The following is a 24,029-nucleotide window of genomic DNA, read 5'->3' as shown; positions in this document are numbered from 1 at the left end:
AACTCCGGGCCGGGCCGCAGGTTGTTCGGGTCAGCTCCTCGGCTCGACCGCCTTGCCGCCGTTGGTGAGCGTGCCGTCGACGACCTGCTCGGCACCGCCACGCGCCGCGCCGAGCCGGGCGAGCAGTCCGGCCAGGTCGACCCCGGTCAGGTCGGTACCGAGCTGGAGCCCTTGGGCCACGTTGGCGGCCACCGACTTCGTCAGCGAGGAGGCGCCGTCGGTGGAGATCACCGTGATCTTGTCGATCGCGCCGACCGGGGCACTCGCCGCCTCGACCACCTGCGGCAGTACCTTGACCAGCAGGTCGAGTACGGCCGCCTCGCCGTACGCCGAGAAGGCCTCGGCCTTGCGCGACATCGCCTCGGCCTCGGCCTGGCCCCGGGCGAGGATCGCCGCCGCCTCCGCCTGGCCCTCCCGCTCGACCGCGTCGGCGATGGCGGTACGCCGCCGCTGCTCGGCCTCACCCTCCTTGGCACCCTCGATCGCGTTCGCCTCGGCCAGCGCCGCCCGGCGGGCCCGCTCGCCCTCACCGGTCAGCCGGGCCTGCTCGGCGGCGGCCTGGGCGGCGGCGATGGTGGCCTGCCGCTCGGCGTCGGCGGCCAGCACCGCCGCGTTGCGGGACGCCTCGGCCTCCTGCTCCACCTTGTACCGGGCGGCGTCGGCCGGCTTGCGGACCTCGGTGTCGAGCTGGCGCTGCTTCAGCTCGGCGTTGCGCTCGGCGACCTTCTGCTGCTCGGTGAGGATCGCCTGGTCCCGCTCGGCCTGGGCCAGCGGGCCGGCGGCGGCGGACTTGGCCTTGGCGGCGTCGATCTCGGCCTGGATGCCGGCCTGCTTCAGGGCCAGGTTCCGGTTCGCCTCGGCGATCTTCTCCTCGGCGAGCAGCCGCTCCGTCTCGGCGACCTGCCTGGCCCGCGCCTCGGCGATCGCCGCGTCCTTGAGCACCCGGGCGGCCTCCGGCCGGCCCAGGTCCTGGAGGTAGGAGCCCTCGGCCAGGATGTCCTGGAGCTGGAAGGTGTCCAGCACCAGACCCTGGTTGGTCATCGAGTGCTCGGCCTCCTCGGCGACCGCACTGGCGAACGCCGCCCGGTCCCGGATGACCTCCTCCACGGTGAGTCGGCCGACGATCGAGCGGAGCGCGCCGGCCAGTACCTCGCGGGTGAAGCTCTCGATCTCGTCCTGCTGGTGCAGGAACCTCTGTGCCGCCGCGCGGATCGCGTCCTCGGTGCCGCCGACCTTGACGATCGCCACGCCGTGCAGCTCGGCCCGGATGCCCTGCTTGCTGACCGCGCCCTTGATGCTGACGTCGATCCGCCGGCTGGACAGGTCGAGCGACTGGAGCTTCTGCACCACCGGCAGCACGAAGACCGAGGCGCCGAGTACGACCTTCTGCCCGGACATGTCGGTCGAGCGGCTACCGTCGGCGCTCTGCGTCGTACGGCCCTTGCGGCCGGTGACGATGAATGCCTCGTTCGGCCCGGCGACCTTGATCCGGGAGAGCACGAACAGGACGAGGATGAGGGCCAGGAGCACTGCTCCGCCGATGGCGATGAGGATCAGCATCGAACCGTCCGTTTCGGAGTGCGGGTTGACCAGCGCGGTCGACTGTCGAGGGTTCGTAGGTGGTGGATGGAGGTGCCTGGTGCGTCGCGCGTGGCGCCGGGGCGCCGGCCCGAGACGCTGAAGGCCGGTGCCCGAGCGGCGTCGACGCGGCCTGCGGAACGGACCGGGGTCAGTAGGTCTCGACCAGGACGCTGGTCTCGGTCAGCGCCTCGACGACGAAGATCTGTGCGCCGAGCGCGATCGGCCGCTCGGCCCTGGCGTTGAGTTTCACGGGCTGGCCGCCCACCCGGATCCGCACCTCGCCGTAGCCGGCGCTCGGGATCGGGGTGACCACCACCCCGAGGGAGCCGACCAGGTCGTTGCGGGTGGGGGTGGCGTCGGTCCGCATGTTGCGGGCCGCCCGGGAGATCCGGGCCGCGAGCCAACCGGCCGGCACCGCCGCCAGCGCGCCGAGGCCGCCCGCGGCGAGGATCTGGCCGAGGGTACGACCGCCGAGCAGTTCGTTGGCGATGGCTCCACCGAAACCGAGTACGCCGGCGAACCCGGCCATCGCCTCCAGGCTGATCGGACCGTCGACGTCCGGGTTGCCGATGTGCGCCAACTCCGTACCGAGCAGGGCGAGTAGCAGCACCGCGACTCCGGCGCCGCCGATGATGAGGAAGATCAGGGTCCCCGCTGCCACGACTGCAAGGTAGCCGGTGCAGGCAACCTGGGAATCGGCTGAGTGCGGGACGGCTCCCGCGATCGTCCAGTCAGGACGGTGGGGCGGGTCGGGTTCGGACGCCGGCCGGTGGGCAGCGGATCGGGGCCTGGTTCACCGCACCCACCCCGGCCGGACGTCCGTGCGACATTAGCCGTTCGCAATCCGGAATGGGGGCGGAACTTCCTTGATCCGCCGGGTACGTACCGGATCGTTACCCGGTGGTCATTGAACCTTTTTCGGTCTGAACCGTGCGACGCTCACCGGACCGCGACCGTGATCTCGCCGCCCCTGGCCAGTTCGGCGGGGAGTTCGGCCCGCTCGTGCTCCACACCGTCCGGGTCGACGAGCACGGCGGTGAGCCTGCCGGGCCGGGTCACACGGTCCAGATAGAGCAGTCGGTCCGGGGTGAGCCAGGTGACGTCGGCGCTCGGCAGTCGGCGTACCACCTCTCCGGTCCGCATCGAGACGAGATGTCCGCCCCGCACATCCTTGCCGCCCGACGAGGCCGGGTCCGGTCCGCCCGGCAGCTCGGTCACCGCGGTCACCACGAGCGAGCCGTCGGGTGACCACGCGCCGGAGTGCGAGACTTCGCCCCGCACCGGCAGGGAGCGGGTGGGAACGCCGGTGTCGGCCGCGAAGAGTCGCAGTTCGGCACGCGAGGACGTGGCCGCCCCCGGCGGCTGGGCGACCGGGCCGGCCGGCGACAGCGCCACCTCCCGGCCGTTCGGTGTCCAGGTGAAGCGGCACCGGCCGGCGCAGTTCACCGGGCTCGTCTTGACCGGGTGGTGCCGCAGGGAACCTGCCTCGTCGAGGGTGTAGAGCGCGATCGAGGAGAGCCCCTTCTTGTCCAGCAGGGTGGCAACCAGCCGCCGTCCGTCCGGCGACCACTCGACGCCCACGACGTCGGCGCCGGTCTCGAACCACTGCAGCTTGCCGGTGGCGAGGTCGTACAGCCCGATCTCGGTGGGCCGGTCGGCGGTACTCACCGCGGCCACCGGGCGGTACGGGGAAACCCGAACCGACGTGTAACCGGCCGGGACGCTGACATAGTGCCGCCGCTCGACGTCATACGCCCAGGTGGGGCCTTTGGGCCCGATCGGCCCGGCGGTGAGCACCAGGGCACCGCCGGGCAGTTCCACAGGTCCGTCGCGCCAGTCGCCCGACGGCTTCGGCGTGGGGGGTGCCGACGGACTCCTCGGAGTCGCCGCCGGGGTGGTCGCCGCCGGTGGGCCGCCGATCACAAGTGGCGGCTGCGGGCCGGGCCGGAGCCAGACGTACGGTGCCGCGATGGCGACGACCGCGACGACCCCCCCGGCCGCCGCCATCATCTGCCTGCGTCGGCGCATCCGCCGTCCCCGCACGACGGCGCCGGCGGCGAAGTCGATCGGCTGGTGCGGGCTGCCGGCCAACTCGTGTACCGCCTCCCGCAGCAGCCGGTCCGCACGCTCGGTCATCGCAGTGCCTCCGCCCGCTCGGTCATCGCGGTGCCCCGCGCGCTCGGTCATCGCAGTGCCTCCGCCCGCTCGGTCAACTCCGCGAACTCCGGCACGAGTTCGCGGAGTTTGCTCAGTGCCCGGGACGCCTGACTGGCCACGGTGCCGGGACGGCAGCCGAGTGCGGCGGCGGTCTGCTCCACCGTCTGGTCCTCCAGGTAGCGCAGCACGAGTACCGCCCGCTGCCGGGGCGGGAGCATCATCAACGCGTCCCGGAGCATCATCCGGACCGCCGTGTCGTGGTCGTGCTGGGTGTCGGGGGTGGGCGGTTCCGGCACCTCGGCATGGGGTACCTCGGCCCGCCGTCCGCGCCGCCGCCAGGCCGAGACCTGGTCGTGGTAGAGGATCTGCCGGACGTACGGCTCCGCGTCGCCCCGGATCCGGGGCCACCGGGCGTACGCCTTCGCCAGCGCGTTCTGCAACAGGTCCTCGGCGGCGTGGCGGTCCCCCGCGAGCGCCTGGGCAACCCGGAGCAACACGTCGCCCCGCTCGTGCACGAATGCGGTGAACTCCCGCTCGGACGCCCGACCCAAGACACACCTCCCGCCTCCTGATACGCCGGGGACGGAGAAAAGTTTGCCTCGATCACGAAAAGTGGGCTGCCACCACCCACGAGGGGTGGTGACAGCCCACGATCGGGCGTTGGTCTAGACCCGGGTGCTGGTTCAGACCCGGGCGGTGTGGTTCAGACCCGGGCGGTGGCGCGCTCGGGTTCGGTGTCGGGGGCGAGGTGCTGGCGCAGGCGCTCGCCCTCGATGTCGACGTTGGGCAGCACCTTCGACAGCCAGCCCGGCAGCCACCAGGCGCTCCGGCCGAGCAGCGAGATCACCGCCGGCACGATCGTCATCCGGACCACGAACGCGTCGATCGCCACCCCGATGGCCAGGGCGAAGCCCATCGACTTGATCACCGGGTCGTCGAGCAGTACGAAGCCGGCGAAGACCGAGGTCATGATGAGCGCGGCGGCGGTGACCACCCGGGCGCCGTGCCCCATGCCGTTGATGGTGGCCTGGGTCGGGGTGTCGCCGTGCACGAAGTCCTCCCGCATCCGGGAGACCAGGAACACCTCGTAATCCATGGCCAGGCCGAACAGGATGCCGATCAGCAGGATGGGCAGGAAGCTGACCAGCGGACCCGGGGTGTCCAGCCCGACCAGCTCACTGAGGTGGCCCTGCTGGAAGACCAGCACGGTGAGCCCGAAGGTGGCCCCGACGGTGAGCAGGAAGCCCACCGCCGCCTTCAGCGGCACCAGCAGCGACCGGAAGACCAGCATCAGCAGCAGTACCGACAGCCCCACCACGAGCAGCAGATACCACGGCATCGCGTCGGAGAGCTTCGTCGAGACGTCGATCCCGACCGCCGTCTGGCCGGTCAACGCCACGTCGGTGCCGGCGACCCCGTCGATAGGCGTGACCTTGTCCCGGATCTGGTGCACCAGGGTCTCGGTCGCCGGCTCGGTGGGACCGGTCGTCGGGATCACCGCCAGCAGGGCGGTCCGCCGGTCCTGGCTCAGGTTCGGCGGGCTGACCGCGAGGAGGTTCTCGGTGCCCTGGAGTACGGCGGTGACCTCCTGGGCGGCCGTGGCGGTCCGCTCGGGCGACTCACTGGAGACCACCAGCGCCAGGCGGTTGTTGAAGCCCGGCCCGAACCCCTCGGTGATCAGGTCGGCGGCCTCGCGCTCCGGTGAACCGTGCGGGGCGGTGCCGTGGTCCGGCAGCCCGACCCGCATGTCGGCGGCCGGCAGGGCGAGCGCGCCGAGGCCGAGCACGGAGACCAGGATCAGCGGTATCCGGAGCCGGATGACCAGCCGGGCCCAACGGAACCCGAACCCCTCGGCGTGGGCGGCGGTTGCCGCCGCGCTCGGCGTGTTCCGCAGCCGGCGCGGCAGGACACGCCGGCCGGCGAAGCCGAGCAGCGCGGGCAGCAGGGTCAACGCCACGAGTACGGCGACCGCGACGGTTCCGGCGGCGGCAAGTCCCATGATGGTCAGGAACGGGATGTTGACCACGGCCAGCCCGGCGAGCGCGATGACCACGGTGACGCCGGCGAAGAGCACCGCCGAGCCCGCCGTGCCGATCGCCCGTCCCGCGGCCTCCTCCGGCTCCAGCCCTTCCAGCAGGTTCTGCCGGTAGCGGGAGGTGATGAAGAGCGAGTAGTCGATCCCGACCGCGAGGCCGAGCATCAGGGCGAGGATCGGAGCGGTACTGGTCAGCTCGATGACGTTGCTCAGCGCGTACAGGCCGGCCATTCCGGCGCCGACCCCGATCAGTGCGTTGAGCATCGTCATACCGGCAGCGACAAGTGAACCGAGCGTCACGACCAGTACGACGAGCGCGACCAGTACGCCGATCGCCTCGGTGCTGCCCACCTCGGGCACGCTGGACATCGCCTCGCCGCCGTGTTCCACCCGCAGTCCGACCGCAGTCGCTGCGGAGCCGCTGCGCTCGTACGCCTCGCGCTGTGCCTCGGTGATCGCGTCGGCCTGCTCGGCGAACTGGACCTGCACCAGCGCGTACCGGCCGTCCGGCGAGACCGCCCCGGTGGTGAACGGGTCGAGCGCGCCGACCGTACCGGGCAGGGTGGCTGCCTCGCGTACCAGCTCGGCCACTGCCGCCCGGTGCTCCGGGGTGCCGAGCTGCTCGCCCTCGGGCGCGGCCACCACGATGGTGCCGGTCGCGCCGCTCGCCTCCGGGAACTCCCGCTCCAGCGCGTCGATCGCCCGCTGTGACTCGGTGCCGGGGATGGAGAAGTTGGTCGCGGTCGGGCCCATGAACGCCGCCGCCGCCCCGCCGAGCGCGGCCAGCAGGACGAGCCAGATGACCACCACGAGCCGGCGGCGCCGGAACGATGCCCGGCCTAGTCGGTAGAGGAGTGTCGCCATGTTGGTCGCTTCCTTGGTCGTCGGATCAGGTGACTTGCGGGGTTGGCGGTCGGTGTGCGGCCCGGTCCGGCAGGCCGTCCGGTTGCCCGGGCGACGTGGCTGGCAAACGGGAGTCAGGTGCGCTCGGCGCGGATCAGCGCCGGGTGGAGTGCCCGACGGGTGACCCGGACCAGCGCGGAGCGGAGTTCGGCCGCGTCGTCGTCGGGCCGGTCGATGACGACCGCGGAGATCCCGGCGAGCAGCACCTGGGCGGCGATCTCGTCGGCCGGATCGGTCGACCGACCGGCGAACGTCGTGATCAGCCGGGCGGTCGCGGGTTGCAGGTCGGCGAAGGCCGGATGCGCGAGCAGGTACGGCAGGTCGTGGTAGATGAGCGCGACCTCCCGCCGGTACGTCACCACCAGGTCGACGAAGCCGTCGATGGCGGCTTCCCGCGCGGCGTCGGCGTCCAGCCCGCCCAGCCGCGCGTCGAGTTCGACCAGCTCACGGGCGGCCGGGGCGACCAGGGCGAGGAGGATCGCCTCCTTGCTGTCGAAGTGGTAGAGCAGGGTGGCTTTCGAGCACCCGACCTCCACCGCGATGTCGTGCAGGGACGTGCCCTTGAAGCCGGCGTGCGCGAAACGCTCGGCCGCCACCTCCAGAATCTCGGCGCGGGTCCTGCCGCGAGCCATACGCCCTCACCTCCGCGCTCCAGCGTGCATTGACCGATCGGTCAGTAACTAACCGATCGGTCAGAATGTGAGCCGCATTACGGAAAGGACGTGGCTGCGGGCCGACCCCGGCGCCATGCTCCTGGCGTCCGGGGCCGACACGGGTGGACAGCAGAGGCGTTACCGACGGTCGGTAACGCCTCTGCTGTCCAGGTGAGCGAGGGAGGTGGCGCTGGTTAACTACCTCGCGGTGGCGGCGGGGTCGACGGCCGGGCAGCTGGCACCCCGGGGCGGCACGACCAGGTCGACGAGGTAGTCGTCGACCGTCTGCCGGGTGCAGGCCGTGTTGTTGTAGACGCCGTGCCCGGCGCCACGATAGGTGAGCAGCACGCCGTGCCGGCCGAGCTGCCGGGCGACGCTTGTCGCCCAGTCGTAGCCGGTGACCGGGTCGTGTACGGCATTGAGCAGCAGGATCGGACGGTCGACGCGGACCCGCAACGGGTGCTGCGGATGCTCCACCGCCGGTGTGCCGAGGCAGGACTCCACTCCGGCCAGCGCGCGTGGGTACGGCAGATCCGTCCCGATCCGGGCCATCTCCCGCAGTCGCGCGGCGTACTCCCGGAAGTTCCGGATCGGCAGTCGCCAGTCCTGACAGAAGATCGCCTGCGAGTTACCGGCGGTCGGCGAAGCCGCCTCGGCCGGGTCACCCGACCGCTCGGTGCTGGCCGGAGTCGATCCTCCGGCCAGCGCGTCGATGGTCTCGGCCAGTACGGCGTAGTCGGGTTCGTAGAGCGCGCGTGGCGCGAGGAAGCCGCTGAGGGCGTACGGGGTGAGTGTCGCCGAGGGGTTCTTCGGGTCCGGTACCTCGCCGCGCCCGGCCCGGTCGAGCAGGTCGGCCCAGATCGCCCGGATGTCCCGCCCGTGCAGGGCGCAGCCTTCGGTCCGGTCGCACCAGTCGACGAAGGCGTCGAACGAGTCCTGGGCGGCGGCGGTCTGCGAGTGCAGGAACTCCCGGGTGCCGACGCTGTGGTCCAGGATGCTCTCCAGTGCCATCGCCCGGATCCGGTGCGGGAAGAGTTCGGCGTAGCGCTGGCCGAGCAGCGAACCGTAGGAGCTGCCCTGGAAGGTCAGCCGCGTCTCGCCCAGCGCGGCCCGTACGGCGTCGACGTCCCGGGCCATGCTCGACGTGTCGACGTGGTCGAAGACCGGCCCGGTCCTGGCCCGGCAGTCCGCCCAGAGCCGCCTGTTGTACGCCACCGTGGCGTCGAAGTCCGCCTGGCTGGTCAGGACCGGTGCCGGCCGCTGGGCCAGCAGGTCGGCCGAGCAACGCACCGGGTTGCTGCGAGCCACGCCGCGGGGGTCGAAACTGACGACGTCGAACCGGTTGCGCAGCTCGGGGCTGAACCGGCTGAAGCCCTTCACGATCCGGTCGACGCCGGAGTCGCCTGGTCCACCCGGGCCGAAGAAGAGGGTGCCGATCCGGGCGTCCGAGTCGGTGGCGGTACGCCGGGCGAGGGCCAGGTCGAATTTCGGCCCGTCCGGACGGGCCCAGTCGACCGGTACGGCGAGGGTGCCGCACTCGGCGCTGTCGTCGTCCGGGCACGGACCCCACTCGACGGCCGGGCTCCGCCCGCCGGCCGGCCCGGCGTTCGGTGCGGCGGTCGCGGCCGGGGTGGTCAGCAGGAGCGGCGCGACGAGAGCGGCCACCACGAGGGCCGCGCGGCGCGGCGTGCGCCAGCGGGAGACCCCGGGCGGAGCACAGGGTACGGACGGTTTGCTTTCGGGCAGCATCAGGTGCTGTCCTTTCGGTGAAGGAGCGTTGCGCTGAGAACTCGCCCTCGGGCGAGGTGGTGCTTCTTCCTCCTGGGCCGTCGAGTTGGCGCTCGGCGGCCCAGGGCCGGGCATCGGAGGGAAATGTCGGTCGGCCTCTGCGGTGTCGACTGCTCTTGCCGCGCCGACCCGTCCTGCGGTGGCGACTGCTTCCCGCGCGGGTCGGTTACTCGACGTCCTTGAGGACCCGTTCGAGGGAGACCATCCGGGCCTCCATCGCGGCCAGCCGGCTGGCGACCTCCGCCAACTGGCGCTCGGTGTTCTGCTGGGTCTGTACCGCCGTCTGGCTGAGTGCTTCGTACTCGCCGGCCCGGTTGGCCGCCATCCTGGCTCGTCTGGTGCGAAAGACCTGGATGATGACCGTGGTGATCACGACGATGATCAGGATGAAGAGGCCGATCGCGCCGACCACCTCGATCACGTCGTCGCTCATGCCCGACCACTCGTTTCCGTTCATTCCCGTGATCCCTTCTCACTGGTCGGACCGTCCGGCTCCGGCGGAGGCAGGGTCCGTGCCGCCGCCTCGACGGTTTCCGGGGTCAGCCGTACGTCGAACTTGTTGACCTCGTAGAACTTCATCGCCTTCCCCTCCTCGGACACCTCCAGGTGCGCCACGACCAGGCCGGCTGCCTCCAGCTTTCGCAGGTGGACCTGGAGCAGTGCCCGACTGATGCCGAGATCGCGGGCCAGTTGACTCACGTAGTTGCGTCCGTGGACCAGTGCGGCGATCACCCGCATCCGGTGCGGGTTGGCCAGGGTGGCCAGCAGGACAACCAGGCGGTCGCCCTCCGGTGGAGCCGAGTTCATAACGAAACCCTGCACATGCAAAGAAACGTTAGCAGGTGAAGATCACCCTGCCAAGACAGCGGCGCATGCGGCCGGTCTGTGGGGCTGGGCACAATGGCGGGATGCGCTGGACCGTGCTCGACTCCCCGATCGGCGAACTCTCGGTCGGGATCGACGACGTCGGGGTGTGCGGCGTGCGCTTCGGCCCGGTGGAGACGGCGGTTCCGGCCGCAGCCCTCGACCCGGATTCCGACCCCGATCATCCGAGGCTGGCGGTGGCGGTCGGGGAACTGCGGGCGTACTTCGCCGGGGAGTTGACGGAGTTCGCGGTGCCGCTCTCGGTACCCCGGGGCTCGGAGTTCGAGCGGGCGGTCTGGACGGAGATGTCGAAGATCCCGTACGGCGAGACGCGTACCTACGGCGAGGTGGCCGCCGCCGTCGGTGACCCCGGGGCGGCCCGGGCGGTCGGGGTGGCCTGCAACCGCAATCCGATCCCGGTGATCGTGCCCTGTCACCGGATCGTCGGTGCCGGCGGCAAACTGGTCGGCTTCGGCGGTGGCCTGCCCCGCAAACGCCAACTGCTCGAACTGGAGGCACGGGTCGCCTTCGAGCGCGACTGGACCTGATCCCGACCCCGCCGTACGGCCGCCCTATATATAGGTGTCGTACCGGGACTCAGCCCGGCGGCGGAGCCAGCCGTACCCGACGGAGGAGTTGGGCGTTCAGCGCCACCACGATGGTGGAGCCGGACATCAGTACGGCACCTACCGCCGGACTCAGTGCGACCCCGGCCCAGGCGAACACCCCGGCGGCGAGCGGCAGCGCCACCACGTTGTAGCCGGCGGCCCAGGCCAGGTTCTGGATCATCTTCCGGTACGAGGCCCGGGACAGCCGGATGACCCCGGTGACCCCGCGTGGGTCGGACGAGGCGAGCACCACCCCGGCCGACTCGATCGCCACGTCGGTACCGGCGCCGATCGCGATCCCGACGTTGGCTCGAGCCAGTGCCGGGGCGTCGTTGACCCCGTCACCGACCATCGCCACCGTCGCGCCCCGGCGCTGGAGGTCGGTCACCTTGTCGTCCTTGTCCGCCGGGAGCACCTCGGCGAAGACCTCGTCCACACCCGGTCGGAAGCCGAGCTTCCCGGCGACCGACTCGGCGACCGGCCGGGCGTCACCAGTGATCATGGCGATCCGGCGTACCCCCTCGGCCCGTAGTTCGGTGAGCGCCTCGGCGGCCTCCGGGCGTACCTCGTCCTCCAGGGCCAGCGCGCCGAGCACGCGCGGCCCGGCGTCGTCCAGGCGTACCAGGTAGAGCACGGCGGCACCGCGCGCCGACCAACCGGCGGCGACCCGTTCGAGGTCGGCGCCCGGCCGGGCGGCCAGCTCGCGCAGCAGCGCCGGCCCGCCGACCGCGAGGTCCTGTCCCTCGACGCCAGCCCGCACGCCCCGGCCGGTGAGCGACCGGAAGCCGGTGGCGGTCGGCACCTCGCCCCGTTCGGCGGCGGCCCCGACGATGGCCCGGGCGAGCGGATGCTCGCTGTCCGACTCGACCGCGGCGGCCAGCCGGAGCACCTCGTCCTGGGTGCCGTCCGCCCCGTCGCGGGCCGTCTGCGCACCGGCCGGGTCAGCGGCGACGGCGGTGACGGTGTGCGCGCCCAGGGTCAGGGTGCCGGTCTTGTCGAACAGCACCGTGTCGACGGTGCGCATCCGCTCCAGCGCCAACCGGTCCTTGACCAGGATGCCGGCCCGGGCGGCCACGGCGGTGGAGAGCGCGATCACCAGCGGGATCGCCAGGCCGAGCGCGTGCGGGCAGGCGATCACCAACACCGTCACGGTACGCACCACCGCCTCGTCGACATCGCCGAGCGCGGACCAGACCACGAAGGTGATCAGGGCGGTGGCGGTGGCGATGTAGAAGAGCCAGGCGGCGAACCGGTCGGCGAGCACCTGGGCGCGACCGCTGGACCGCTGCGCCTGGGCCACCAGCCGCTGGATGCCGGCGAGCGCGGTGTCCTCGCCGACGGCGTCGACCCGGACCCGGATCGCGGAGTCGGTCGCCACGGTGCCGGCCACCACCCGGTCACCGGCGGTACGGGAGACCGGGCGGGACTCGCCGGTGATCATCGACTCGTCCAACTCGGCGGTGCCGTCGGCGATCCGGCCGTCGGCCGGTACCCGGGCGCCGGGGCGGACCAGCACCACGTCCCCGACGCGCAGCTCGGCAAGCGCCACCCGGCGTACGTCGCCGTCGGTGTCGACCCGTTCGGCCTCGTCCGGCAGCAGCGCGGCGAGTGCGGCGAGCGCACCCCGGGCCTGGCCGATGGCCTTCATCTCCTGCCAGTGCCCGAGCAGCATGATGGTGACCAGGGCGGCGAGTTCCCACCAGAAGTCGAGATCGAACGCGCCGAGGCTGGTGGCGAGCGAGGCGACGTACGCGACGGTGATCGCCATCGAGATCAGCAGCATCATTCCCGGCGTACGGGCGAGCAGCTCGTGCAGCCCGCCGACCAGGAACGGCCAGCCGCCGTAGAGGAAGACCACCGAGCCGAGTACCGGCCCGACAAGCGAGATGCCGGGGAAGTCGAGCGAGTAGCCGAACCAGTCCATCACCATGTGGCTGGTCAGCACGATCGGCACGGTCAGCGCCAGGCTCAGCCAGAACTTCCGGCGGAACGCCTCCGGATCGTGCCCGGCATGCTTGTCGTGCCCGCCGTGCCCGGCATGTTCGTCGTGCCCGCCGTGCCCCTCGTGCTCGTGCTGTTCCTTGTCGTGCTCGTGCTGTTCCTCGTGGTGCTCGTGGTCGTTCCGCACGACCGATCACCCCCTCGGGGAGAAATATACCCCCCGGGGGTAACTGGGCAACCGGAAAGCAACGGCGGGGCCGGACCGTTTCCGGTCCGGCCCCGCCAGCGGGTCCCAGCCTCAGCGCTCGATGGTGCCGGCGATGAAGTCCTCGACGGCCTGGTGGGCGTCGTGGTCGGCGTACTGCTCCGGCGGCGACTTCATGAAGTAGCTCGACGCGGAGAGGATCGGACCGCCGATGCCCCGGTCGAGGGCGATCTTCGCGGCCCGGACCGCGTCGATGATGACGCCTGCCGAGTTGGGTGAGTCCCAGACCTCGAGCTTGAGTTCCGCGTTCAGCGGTACGTCACCGAAGGAGCGCCCCTCCAGCCGGATGTACGCCCACTTGCGGTCGTCCAGCCACGGCACGTGGTCCGACGGCCCGATGTGCACGTCGCCCTTGTTGATCTCGTGCGGGATCTGGGAGGTAACCGACTGCGTCTTGGAGATCTTCTTCGAGACCAGGCGGCTGCGCTCCAGCATGTTCATGAAGTCCATGTTGCCGCCGAAGTTGAGCTGGTACGTGCGCAGCAGCTCGACACCCCGGTCCTCGAAGAGCTTGGCCAGCGCCCGGTGCACGATCGTCGCACCGACCTGGCTCTTGATGTCGTCGCCGACGATCGGAAGCCCGGCGTCGACGAACTTCTGCGCCCAGGCCGGGTCGGAGGCGATGAAGACCGGCAGCGCGTTCACGAAGGCGCAGCCCGCCTCGATTGCGGCCGTGGCGTAGAACTTCGCGGCCTCCTCGGAGCCGACCGGCAGGTAGCAGACCACCACGTCGACCCGGGCCTCGCGCAGCGCCGCGACGACGTCGGCCGGCTGGCGGTCGGACTCCTCGACGATCTCCCGGTAGTACTGACCCAGCCCGTCCAGGGTCGGGCCGCGCTGCACGAGTACGCCGGTGGGCGGTACGTCGCAAAGCTTGATGGTGTTGTTCTCGCTGGCGACGATCGCCTCCGCGAGGTCCATGCCCACCTTCTTGGCGTCGACATCGAACGCCGCGACGAACTCCACGTCCGAGACGTGGTAGTCGCCGAAGGTGACGTGCATGAGACCCGGGACGCGGTCGTTGGGGTCGGCATTGCGGTAGTACTCGACGCCCTGGACCAGGGACGAGGCGCAGTTACCCACACCGACGATGGCGACGCGGACGGAGCCCATCGCGTTTGCCTCCTTTGTGTTCATCACGGCCGCTCCGACTCATTCCTGGACTGCCCAGGCGGAGGCGGGATGTTCTCTTCTGAAGAACCCGGGGCGGTGCCCGGGGTGGACCCATCCGGGGTCCGGCCGGAGCGCTCGTTGGCGATGAGCTCCTCCAACCAGCGGACCTCGCGCTCACAGGCGTCGAGACCGTGTCGCTGAAGTTCGAGCGTGTACGCGTCGAGCCGTTCGGCCGCCCGGCTCAACACGTCGCGCAGCCCCTCGCGACGCTCCTCCACCTTGCGGCGCCGGCCCTCCAGGATGCGGAGTCGGGTCGCTCGGTCGGTACGGGCGAAGAACGCGAAGTGCACTCCGAACCCGGTGTCGTCGTAACTCTCTGGACCGGTCTGGGCGATCAGTTCGGCGAACCGTTCCTTGCCCTCCGCGGTGATTTTGTAGACCACGCGCCCGCGACGGCTGGTCAGTGCCGGGATCTCCTCGGCAGTGGCCGGTGTCTCGGCCGCCTCGGTGATCCAGCCGGCCGCCTGCAACCGACGCAGGGTCGGATAGAGGGAGCCGTAGCTGATCGCTGCCCGGATCGCCCCGAGCTTGGCGGCGAGTTCCTTGCGGAGCTCGTAGCCGTGCATGGGGGACTCCTGTAGGAGACCGAGAATGGCAAGCTCGAGCACGAGCACCCCTCTCCGTGTCTCCGCCGGCTCCCGGTGGCTACCGTCGTTGGGAGCCACTTTCGCCGGCCCGATGTATCGGCCCGATACATCGCACGTTAGACCCTCCGGGGCGGCGAGGCAAACACCCACACGGCACGGGTTCGATCACAGTAAGTGACGGTGGTCGCCTCGCCCGGCCGAACCCAGTACTCTTCTGCGCATGCGTTCGCAGCGCCAGGTCGTCGACTACTCGCTACAGAAGCGAGCGGTGCTGCGTGAGGTGCATTCGGGTCGCGTGGGGACGTACGAGGTGTGCGACGCCTCGCCATACCTCAAGAACGCTGCCCGGTTCCACGGCGAGCCGACCGAGACGCTCTGTCCGGTCTGCCGGCGGGAAAATCTGACCCACGTCCACTACATTTACGGCGATGAACTCAAGCAGTCTGCCGGCCAGGCCCGCACCCGAGCGGAGCTGTCGATGCTGGCGATGACCCTGCGTGAGTTCCAGGTCTACGTGGTGGAGGTGTGCCGCGGCTGCGACTGGAACCATCTCGTCGAGCAGTTCCTGCTCGGCCGGGACGGCGTCTCCGGTGACGACAGCGTCGGCGCCGCCGAGCCGGCCGCAGGAGCGGCTGTGGCTGCGTCGACCGGCACCTCGGTCAGACGAAGGCGTGAGGCGCGCCGGTGACCCTGACTCGTTCGCCGGCCTTCGGGAGCTTCTCCCGCCGACAGGACGAGTCGTACTCAGCAAACCGGAAAAGTCCGGTTATTTCCGATGTCGCACCATCCGTAGATCGGTGTCTCCGATCCGGGGTGGAGCGTGTCCCAACTCACGGCAACCCGGTGGTGGCGCACATGGCCATCACCGCGACCGGCAGGGTGTGACGAATGAACTCGTACGGCGATCCTAGTTCCGCGCGTGGTCGGGCCCAGTACCCGGGTGCGAACGGCGACCACGGACCAGCGGACGATCCATACCAGCGCCCGTCCTGGGACGACCCGGGAGCCGCTCGCCGCTCGTCCGACGGTGACCGGAGCGGCTGGCCCGCCAACAGCGGTCGGGCCGGCGGCACGTCGGCCCGGGCCAGCGTCAGCGGCCGGGCCCCGTCCGGCCGGGCCACACCGCCCGGGCAGGGCTCCGCCGACGGCGGTGGCTGGGCCGCGCCGGTGTCGCCCGCCTCCGGCTCCGCCTCGGTCGGCCCCGCCTCTCCCGGGCGGGCCCGGGTCGGTGGCCGGGCCGGGGTCGGCAGCGCCTCGGTTCCCGACGCCCCGGGCTCCGGTGGTGGCTACGGCGCCGGTCGGGCCTCGGCCGGCCGGGCCAGCGTGGGTACCGCTTCGGTCAGTGGCGGCGGTGCCAACGGTGCCGCCGGGCGGGCCCGGGTGGGCCGGGCCGTCGTGCCCGTCTCGCCGGCCGGTCCGGGTGGACCGGACGACCCGGACGGTCCCGGTGGCCGGCGGGGGCGGCGGGGCAACCGTGATCTCGACCCGGCGGCGCAGAAGCGGGCCAAGAAGCGCAAGCGGGTCAACATGTTGATCGCCGCCTTCGCCGTCTTCATCATGCTGGCCGGCGGCGGCGTGGTGGCCGCGACCTGGTATTCGACGAGTGTGCCGATGCCGGACCAGCTTCCGCTGCCGCTGGCGACCACGGTCTACGCCGCCGACAAGAACAACATCGTCGCCAAGTTGGGCGACGAGAACCGGCAGATCGTCACGATCAAGCAGATCCCCGAGTACGTGCAGCACGCGGTCGCCTCGGCGGAGGACCGGAACTTCTACACCCACGACGGGGTCGACTACGTCGGCATCGCCCGGGCCGCCTGGAACAACTTCACCGGCGGCACCAAGCAGGGTGCCTCGACCATCACACAGCAGTACGCCCGCAACGCGTACGAGAACCTCCAGGACGACAGCTACCAGCGCAAGGTCAAGGAGGCGATCCTCGCCTCCAAGCTGAACGAGCAGTTCAGCAAGAACGAGATCATGCAGCACTACCTCAACACGATCTACTTCGGTCGGGGTGCGTACGGCATCGAGATCGCGGCGCTGACCTACTTCAACAAGTCGGCGGCCAAGCTCAGCGTGGCCGAAGGTGCGGTGTTGGCGGCCGTGATCAAGCAGCCGCAGGTCGACACGGCCACCGGACACAAGGGCTTCGACCCGGCCGACAACCCCGATGAGGCCAAGGCCCGCTGGGAGTACGTCCTCAACGGCATGGTCGAGAAGAAGTGGCTGTCGGCGGAGGAGCGGGCCAAGATCACCTACCCGAAGGTGCAGCCGAGGAAGAGCGCCAACGAGGCGTTCGGGGTGAAGACCCCGCGTGGCAACGTGGTCAACTACGTCAAGGCGGAGATGGCCGAGCGGGGCCTCTGCACGCTGGGCCAGGCGACCGCCGACAAGGTCGACTGTTCGACCGCGCTCCGGGACGGTGGCTACAAGATCACGACGACCGTCAACTGGAAGATGCAGATGGAGGCCGAGAAGGCGGCCCAGCGCAAGAAGGATTCGCCGCTCTACGACGAGCCGAAGAACCTGATGGCCGCGCTGGTCTCGATCGAACCGAAGTCCGGTAAGGTGCTGGCCTACTACGGCGGCGACGATGGGTCGGGCTACGACTACGCGGGCCTGAACACCATTGACGGAGTCGTCAGTGGTGGACATCCGCCGGGCTCGAGTTTCAAGGTCTACACCCTGGCGGCCGCGATCAACGAGAAGATCTCGATCGACTCGATCTGGGACGCCCGGCCGTTCACGGTCAAGAACACCAAGATCAAGGTGCAGAACGCCGGCCGTGACGTGACGAAGGGCTGTGACCAGGCCTGCACGCTCAAGGAATCCACAATCAAGTCCTACAACGTGCCCTTCTACCACGTGACCGAGAAGATCGGCGCGGACAAGGTGCTCTCGATGGCCCGGCAGGCCGGCGTTCGGACCATGTGGGAAACCAAGGACATCCCGCCGAAGTGGCACGACCTGACCAAGGAGAAGCCGGAGGACCTGGCGCCGGATCCCTTCTTCAACGTGGTGGCGTACGGGCAGTACCCGATCACCGTGCTCGACCACGCCAACGGGCTGGCCACGCTGGCCAACGGCGGCGTCTACAACAAGGCGTACTTCGTCGAGCTGATCGAACAGCAGGACCCGGAAACCGGTCAGTGGAAGAAGATCGGCGGGGCGAAGGCCGAACCGGAGCGGCGCATCCCGAAGAACGTGGCCGACGAGGTCACCTCGGTCCTGAAGGAAATCCCCAAGGCGAACAACGGCAACCTCGAGGGCCGGGAAGAGGCCGGCAAGACCGGCACCTGGGAATACAACCAGACCAAGGACAACGCGCACGCCTGGATGGTCGGCTACACCCCGCAGGTCGCCACCGCAGTCTGGGTCGGCAGCAAGGATCCGAAGAAGCCCCAGATCAAGGACCGTAAGAACGAGAACGTTGGCGGTAGCGGGCTGCCGGCCGAAATCTGGCAGCAGTACATGAGCAAGGCCCTGGCCGGCAAGGAGGCGATGTCCCTGCCGGACGCCAAGAAGATCGGTGACAAGGAGGCCGGCAACGGCAAGGAGCCGGAGCCGACCCCGCCGCCGGTGGTCCCCAACCCGGGTCCCGGCAACCCCGGCGGCAACCCCGGTGGTGGTACCCCCATCTGCCAGGGCCCGAACCCGCCACCGCTGATCTGCCCGCCGGCTGGCGGAGACGGTCCTGAACCGCCACCCGGCGACGATGACGGCGGTGGAGGCGGCAACGGCAACGGGCGCGGCGGCGGCGGTGGTGGCGGCTAGCCACCGACTCCCGCCCCCACCTCGGGGCACTGAAACCCATCGATCGATGCGGCCGGCGGCCGGGTCCCACGACCCGGCCGCCGGCCGTCTTTTCGACTCCATCCGCCGACACGGTGGACCGGGCCGGACGGAACCCGACCCGGTACGGCAGGATGCCTGTTCATGAGCGCGCAGTCGCCGGCTGGCATCGACGAACCTGAGAAGGCAGACCACCCGTCCCGGTCGGACGGCTTCGTCCGAGGGCTCTCCGAGGCCATCGGCGGCCCGATCGGCGCGCACGCCAGCGGTGTCGAACGCCGGGGCACCCAGGCCAGCGGCCGGTTCTGGACCGCCGCCCGGATCGTGCTGGCGCTGACGTGCCTCACCCTGGCCCTGCACTGGGTGCAGAAGTCGCCCTGCCAGGACGGCGCCTGGCAGAACAACGTCCAGTACACCCGGTTCTGCTACACCGACGTGCTGGCCCTCTACTACGCCGAGGGGCTCAACGAGGGCAAGGTGCCCTACCGGGACCACCCGGTGGAGTATCCCGTGGTCACCGGCTACTTCATGGGCGCGCTCGGCCTGCCGGTGCACAACATCGGAGTCGACCGGCCCGAGATCAACCAGGCGCAGTGGTTCTACAACCTCAACGCGCTGGTCCTCGGCGCGCTCGCGGTGGCCACCGTGGCGATGATTCTGGCGTTGCGCCGCCGCCGCCCGTGGGACGCGGCAATGTTCGCACTCTCCCCCGCGCTGCTGGTCACCGCCACCGTCAACTGGGACCTGCTCGCCATCGGGCTGGCCGCGATCGGCATGTACGCCTGGGCGAAACGACAACCCCTGGCCGCCGGCATCCTGCTCGGCCTGGCCACCTCCGCGAAACTCTGGCCGCTCTTCGTGCTCTGGCCACTCTTCCTGCTCGGGCTACGTACCGCGCGGGTGAAGGAGATGGCGGTGACGATCGGTTCGGCCATCGCCACCATCGTGGCGGTGAACCTGCCGATCGCGATCCTCTATCCCGACAACTGGCGACGCTTCTTCGACCTGAACAGCGAGCGGGCGATCGACTGGGGCACCCTCTGGTACATCGGCCGCTACCTGGACAGCAAGTGGAACAGCGGCGGCGCCGGTGACCAGGGGCCGTTCCAGTGGCTCAGCAACAACATCCCGACCCTGAACATCCTGTCGTACGCCCTGATCACCCTCTCCTTCCTCGCCATCGGCGCGCTGGCGCTCTTCGCGAAGCGCCGGCCCCGGCTCGCCGCGCTGGTCTTCCTGATGGTCGCGGCGTTCCTGATCTTCAGCAAGGTCTGGTCGCAGCAGTTCAACCTCTGGCTCCTGCCGTTGCTGGTGCTGGCCCGGCCCCGCTGGGGTGCCTTCCTCGCCTGGCAGTTCGCCGAGATCGGCTACTTCGTCGCGTTCTACGGCGAGCTGCTCGGGGCCGGCGGCAAGCAGGTCTTCCCCGAGGGGGTCTTCGTGCTCGCGGCCACGCTGCGACTGACCACTGTCGTGGTGCTCTGCGTGCTGGTCGTCCGGGACATCCTGCGACCCGAGGACGACCCGGTCCGGCACACCTACCTCGACGACCCCGACGGCGGGATCTACGACGGCGCTCCGGACGCCTCCTGGCTCGCCCGGCTCAAGGGCCGGCCAGCACCGGCCGAACCGGCCCTCGCCAAGACCTGACCGCCCCGGCCCCGCGCCCGCGTGAGGGGGCCGGGACGACAGCCCGCCCGGGCGGGGTACGGGTCAGAGCCGGTAGATGACCGTCTCCCCGATGTCCTCCCGGCTGATCCCCAGGGTGTCGACCGGTAGGTCGACTGTGGTCTGCAACGGGGTACCGGCCACCCGCTCCCGGAGCACGATCACCGTACGCACGCCCATGTTGCGCAGGAATTCGATGCTCGCCTGGTCCGGGAAGTTCGCCGTCGCCTGGCGCACCTCGGCGAGCCGGTTCGGGGTGAACCCGCTGCCGCCGTTGACGATGTCCTGGAAGCGGCTGGTCGACCAGAGCATCACGTGCTGGTCGGTCTTCTGATCCGAGGGAAGCACCAGGATCGGGCCGTTCTCGATCCGCATCGACGCGGGCTGCACCGGTACCACGGGATGTGGCGTGGTGTTGAGTCCCTCGGCCAGCACCAGCACGATCGGCAGCAGCGTGACCAACCGCAGGAACGGACCCGGTCGGGGCGGCACCCGTTCGGCGGCCGAGATCTGCCGGGCCCGCTCCGCGAACGCGCCGACCGAGCCGGCGGCGAGCACGCCGAGCAGCAGGGTCACCCAGATCATCAGCCGACCCGGCGTACGCAGGCCGTCCCAGCCGGGCAGGTGCTCGAAGAGCGGAAGATAGGTCCAGGTACCGCCGAAGAACCGGGTGCCCATCGCCAGTATCCCGGTGACGAGCACGCCGGCCAGCAGCAGCAGCCGCTGGCGTACCGTCCAGATCGAGAGGAAGAGGCCGCCGAGGGCGAGCGCGAAGAGGACGTACCCCGGCAGCAGGGTGGTCTCCGGCAGCCCCGGCAGCCCGGCCCGGACCGGCTCGTGCAGGTCGCCCCAGATCAGTGACTCGGGCGGAGCGGTGAGGAAGCCACCGGGCGGCGGGGAGTAGTTGTGCAGCTCCTCGGCGGTACGCCGGGCGTTGGGGTGCAGCTCGGCGACCTTGAAGTACGGGATCGCCAGCAGCGCACCGGTCGCCGCGAAGATCGCGCCGCCCCAGAAGTCGGCCAGCAGCAGCCGGAACCCGAACCACTGGCGTCGTGGGCGGCGCAGGATCCGCCGGACCAGCCAGCCGAGCAGCACCACGACCACGATCAGACCCATCACGTACGCGAAGACGAGGCCGATGCCGAAGCCGAGGCTGAGCTGCCAGGCGGCGACCAGCCAGCCGGCGAACGCCCAGCCGGAACGTCGACGATCCGGGCGGTAGCCGTGCCGCAGCGACCACCCGTGCCCCCGGGCCAGCATGGCCAGGGCGAGCGGGATGCCGCCGTTGGAGAGTACGTGCAGGTGACCGGCCTGGCCGAGCAGCCACGGCGCGTACGCGAAGCCGATCCCCGCCACTGCGGCGCCGATCCGTCCCGCCCCGAGCTGCCGCACCAGCGCGTACGCCCCGAGCACGGCGAGCGCGTGGGCGAGTACGAAGAGGATGTTGTAGCGGAGGATCGCCGCCTCCGGCCCCTGCCCGATCATGCCCGCCGGGGCGTACCCGAGCAGGGTGTCGGAGAAGGCGAAGGTCCAGGTCTCCGGGAAGAAGGCGTTGCTCTGCCAGAGCTGGGCCGGCTTGGTCAGCAGGATGTGCCCGGACCAGGCGACCTGCCAGGACTGTAGTGCCGGGTCCCAGTAGTCCTGCGGCAGGGTGTGCCGGGGATAGCGCAGCGTCGGCCAGGTCATCAGGACCGCCAGGACCAGGGCGCCGAGCCCGGCCAGGGTCCACTCGTGTACCAGTCGACGGCCCACCGCGCGGCCGATCCGCCGGATCCGTCCCGGTACCACCTCGGGGGCCGGCGCGAACGAGGCGAACGGGTCGGCAGGCTTCGTCGGCTCCGCATCGCCAGCCGGCTTCTCCGTCCCCTCCTTGCCGCCGCTCGCCTTCTCCTCGCTCTCCTTCTTCCCCTTCCCCTTGCCTTCCTTCTCCGTGCTCTCCTTCTCTGCGTCGTCTTTCCCCGCGTCGCCCTTCTCTGCCCCGTCCTTGGCCGTGCCGTCGTCTGGTTCGCCGTCCTTGGCCGCGCCGTCCCCGGACGCCTTCGCCTCTTCGTCCCCGGTCGCCTTGGCCTCGCCATCCGCCTTGACCGTGCCGTCGGTCTTGGCCTCACCGTCCGTCTTGGCCTCGTCATCGGCGGCGGTCTTCTTGGCGGCGGTGTCTTTGGCGGCGGGGCTCGAACCGCTCTCCGCTGCCGGTACGGCCGACCGGAGAGTCGCGGCGGTAGCGGGCTCGCTCAACGGCTTACGCTCCCCGGCCGGCCCGGGATCCGAGCTGACCGGGGTACCCGATGCCGGCGACGTGTCGGCCGGCCCGGTCGTGCCCGACGGCCCGGTCGTGTCCGGAGCTGGCTTCGGTTCCCCGTCGGCGGGGTCGGTCGGCGTGCCGGACCGGGTTGTCTCTGCGTTGGACTGGTCGGTCGACATCGGGTCCTCGCCCCTAACGGCCCACGCGGTCGCGGAGGTAGGCGATGTCCGCGGCCTGACCGTCGACTCCGCCGGGAGTCTCGACGATCACCGGTGCGCCGGCCGCCCGCACCACCGCCACCACCAGTTCGGGATCGATGGTGCCACCGGTCAGATTCTCGTGACGGTCCCGGCCGGAGTCGAAACCGTCCTTGGAGCCGTTGGCGTGGATCAGGTCGATCCGGCCGGTGATCGCCAGTACCCGGTCGACGATGTCGAGGAGGTCCTCACCGCCGGCGTGTGCGTGGCAGGTGTCCAGGCAGAAGCCGACGTTGTAGTCGCCCACCGCGTCCCAGAGCCGGGCCAGGTTGTCGAAGCGGCGGGCGCAGGCGTTGTCTCCGCCGGCGGTGTTCTCGATGAGTACCGGAACGTCGTGTCCGCCCGAGTCGGCGGCCTGGGCGAACGCCTTGCGCCAGTTGTCGAAACCCTTGGCGATGTCGTCGCCCGCGTTGACGTGCCCGCCGTGCACGACCAGGCCCTTGGCGCCGACCGCCGCGGCGGCGGTGGCGTGCCCGAGCAGCAGCTTCCGGCTGGGGATGCGGATCCGGTTGTTCGTGGTGGCGAGGTTTATGACGTACGGGGCGTGGATGTAGACGTCCACCTCGGATTCGCGCAGCCGGGCGGCGTCGGCGCGTGGTTGCGGCGTCTTCCAGTCCTTCTGCGGATCGGCGAGAAAGAACTGGACAGCGTCCGCCTTCCGGAGGGCCGCCTCGTCCAACGGGTCCGTGGCGTCGACATGGGCTCCGATACGCATGGAGGCGAGCCTACGTCGCGCCGGTCGGTGGGGCGGGGACGGGCGCACCTCCACCCCGGGGCGGCCGACGGCGTACCGGCACCGGGGCGGCCCGCGTCACCGCCCGGCGGATGGATCGTTTCTCCAGGTGAGATCCGTTCGCCCGGCAGAGGTGAGCTCCGCTCGCCAGGATCCGGGAGGGATTGGTCCACGAGTCGTACCGGAAGAGGGAAGACGTGACCCTGTCGCTCCGCCGCCAGGCCACCGTAGCGGTCGCCGCGCTCGTCGCGGGCGCGTCGCCGCTGCTGCCCGGCGTCGCGGTCGAGGCGTCGGGGACGCCGCCCGGGGCCAGCGTGGCTCCGGTCCGGAGTTTCCCCGCCGGGTCGGTCGGGCGAGTCGAGGTGGGGTCGGTGCCGCATGGTCCCGATGTGGCCGGCCCCCGGAGCGCCGGGGCGCCGCAGGAAGCGGCGCCGGGCAGCTACCCTCCGCCGCCCGACCGACTCGGCGGGGCTGCTGCCGCCGGAATCCGGCCGGCCGACCCGGTACGGCCGGCCAGCGAGGTCTCGCTGCTGGCACTGGTCGCCACCGTCTGTGTGGTGGGCGTCTCGGCGGGAGCAATTCGGGCGATTTTCGCTCAACGCACAAGACAGACTGTTATCGCGTAAGATGACAATACAATAGGCTCCGCGGGGCGCCTTCCATCCAACTCATCGGTGTGGTCGTTCCTCCCCAGGTCCCACCCAAAGAATGCGGACGGGATGCGCCCCGCGGCTCTGCGTCGAAGAGCCTCCTCCGGACACGATCCGGAGGAGGCTCTCTTG

Annotated in this window: 18 protein-coding genes; 4 read left to right on the top strand and 14 right to left on the bottom strand. The window is 70.7% G+C overall.

Annotated elements, in window-relative coordinates:
- Positions 1 to 30: 30 nt before the first annotated feature.
- The 9 genes from CLT71_RS22295 to CLT71_RS22255 all read right to left on the bottom strand — a co-directional run bounded on the left by CLT71_RS22295 (position 31) and on the right by CLT71_RS22255 (position 9,924).
- Positions 31 to 1,560 carry an SPFH domain-containing protein gene (locus CLT71_RS22295; RefSeq protein WP_101368816.1) on the bottom strand — a complete coding sequence of 510 codons (1,530 nt, stop codon included), beginning with the start codon at positions 1,558 to 1,560 and terminating at the stop codon, positions 31 to 33.
- 169 nt (positions 1,561 to 1,729) lie between these two features.
- Entirely contained in the window at positions 1,730 to 2,242 is a 513-nt protein-coding gene (locus CLT71_RS22290; protein WP_101368815.1) for a hypothetical protein, read from the bottom strand.
- Between the two features lie 278 nt (positions 2,243 to 2,520).
- On the bottom strand, positions 2,521 to 3,717 hold the full coding sequence (locus CLT71_RS22285) for a WD40 repeat domain-containing protein (protein WP_101368814.1): 1,197 nt from the start codon (positions 3,715 to 3,717) through the stop codon (positions 2,521 to 2,523).
- A gap of 47 nt (positions 3,718 to 3,764) precedes the next feature.
- Positions 3,765 to 4,289, bottom strand: a complete 525-nt coding sequence (locus CLT71_RS22280) for a SigE family RNA polymerase sigma factor (protein WP_101368813.1) — start codon at positions 4,287 to 4,289, stop codon at positions 3,765 to 3,767.
- A gap of 152 nt (positions 4,290 to 4,441) precedes the next feature.
- On the bottom strand, positions 4,442 to 6,637 hold the full coding sequence (locus CLT71_RS22275; RefSeq protein WP_101368812.1) for an MMPL family transporter: 2,196 nt from the start codon (positions 6,635 to 6,637) through the stop codon (positions 4,442 to 4,444).
- A gap of 113 nt (positions 6,638 to 6,750) precedes the next feature.
- On the bottom strand, positions 6,751 to 7,308 hold the full coding sequence (locus CLT71_RS22270; protein WP_101368811.1) for a TetR/AcrR family transcriptional regulator: 558 nt from the start codon (positions 7,306 to 7,308) through the stop codon (positions 6,751 to 6,753).
- Between the two features lie 219 nt (positions 7,309 to 7,527).
- On the bottom strand, positions 7,528 to 9,078 hold the full coding sequence (locus CLT71_RS22265) for an alpha/beta hydrolase (protein WP_101368810.1): 1,551 nt from the start codon (positions 9,076 to 9,078) through the stop codon (positions 7,528 to 7,530).
- A 205-nt stretch (positions 9,079 to 9,283) separates the two neighbouring features.
- Positions 9,284 to 9,574: a hypothetical protein gene (locus CLT71_RS22260; RefSeq protein WP_101368809.1), complete on the bottom strand. Its 291-nt coding sequence runs from the start codon at positions 9,572 to 9,574 to the stop codon at positions 9,284 to 9,286.
- Entirely contained in the window at positions 9,571 to 9,924 is a 354-nt protein-coding gene (locus CLT71_RS22255; RefSeq protein ID WP_101368808.1) for a winged helix-turn-helix domain-containing protein, read from the bottom strand. Before CLT71_RS22255 ends, CLT71_RS22260 begins: the two co-directional genes overlap by 4 nt.
- Before the next feature lie 101 nt (positions 9,925 to 10,025).
- On the opposite strand from CLT71_RS22255, the gene CLT71_RS22250 reads away from it, so the two are divergent.
- Positions 10,026 to 10,529 (top strand): methylated-DNA--[protein]-cysteine S-methyltransferase, encoded by a 504-nt coding sequence (locus CLT71_RS22250; protein WP_101368807.1) that lies wholly within the window; start codon positions 10,026 to 10,028, stop codon positions 10,527 to 10,529.
- A gap of 49 nt (positions 10,530 to 10,578) precedes the next feature.
- Here CLT71_RS22250 and CLT71_RS22245 read toward each other — a convergent pair whose 3' ends face one another.
- The 3 genes from CLT71_RS22245 to CLT71_RS22235 all read right to left on the bottom strand — a co-directional run bounded on the left by CLT71_RS22245 (position 10,579) and on the right by CLT71_RS22235 (position 14,576).
- Positions 10,579 to 12,717, bottom strand: coding sequence for a heavy metal translocating P-type ATPase (locus tag CLT71_RS22245; RefSeq protein WP_101368806.1), 2,139 nt, complete (start codon positions 12,715 to 12,717; stop codon positions 10,579 to 10,581).
- Positions 12,718 to 12,828: 111 nt separating this feature from the next.
- Positions 12,829 to 13,908 carry an inositol-3-phosphate synthase gene (locus CLT71_RS22240; RefSeq protein ID WP_101368805.1) on the bottom strand — a complete coding sequence of 360 codons (1,080 nt, stop codon included), beginning with the start codon at positions 13,906 to 13,908 and terminating at the stop codon, positions 12,829 to 12,831.
- A gap of 23 nt (positions 13,909 to 13,931) precedes the next feature.
- A complete protein-coding gene (locus tag CLT71_RS22235; RefSeq protein WP_101371687.1) occupies positions 13,932 to 14,576 on the bottom strand; it encodes a PadR family transcriptional regulator in 645 nt (214 codons plus the stop codon).
- Between the two features lie 199 nt (positions 14,577 to 14,775).
- Between CLT71_RS22235 and CLT71_RS22230 the strand changes: the two genes are divergently transcribed.
- From CLT71_RS22230 to CLT71_RS22220, 3 genes are all read left to right on the top strand, one after another.
- Positions 14,776 to 15,243 (top strand): DUF5318 domain-containing protein, encoded by a 468-nt coding sequence (locus tag CLT71_RS22230; RefSeq protein ID WP_101368804.1) that lies wholly within the window; start codon positions 14,776 to 14,778, stop codon positions 15,241 to 15,243.
- 200 nt (positions 15,244 to 15,443) lie between these two features.
- Complete coding sequence (locus tag CLT71_RS22225; protein ID WP_101368803.1) at positions 15,444 to 18,332, top strand: transglycosylase domain-containing protein; 2,889 nt, start codon at positions 15,444 to 15,446, stop codon at positions 18,330 to 18,332.
- 162 nt (positions 18,333 to 18,494) lie between these two features.
- Positions 18,495 to 19,997 carry a glycosyltransferase 87 family protein gene (locus CLT71_RS22220; protein ID WP_101368802.1) on the top strand — a complete coding sequence of 501 codons (1,503 nt, stop codon included), beginning with the start codon at positions 18,495 to 18,497 and terminating at the stop codon, positions 19,995 to 19,997.
- Between the two features lie 63 nt (positions 19,998 to 20,060).
- Here the strand turns inward: CLT71_RS22220 and CLT71_RS22215 are convergent, their stop codons facing one another.
- Complete coding sequence (locus CLT71_RS22215) at positions 20,061 to 22,250, bottom strand: hypothetical protein (RefSeq protein WP_486483393.1); 2,190 nt, start codon at positions 22,248 to 22,250, stop codon at positions 20,061 to 20,063.
- 199 nt (positions 22,251 to 22,449) lie between these two features.
- The gene (locus tag CLT71_RS22210) at positions 22,450 to 23,229 is read right to left on the bottom strand and encodes a deoxyribonuclease IV (protein ID WP_101368800.1); all 780 of its coding nucleotides are present in this window, start codon (positions 23,227 to 23,229) and stop codon (positions 22,450 to 22,452) included.
- Positions 23,230 to 24,029 lie beyond the last annotated feature (800 nt).

This window comes from Plantactinospora sp. CNZ320 (genome assembly GCF_002846275.1).
The sequence above is the reverse complement of the archived record's forward strand: the minus strand, read 5'-3'. Positions and strand labels throughout refer to the sequence as shown.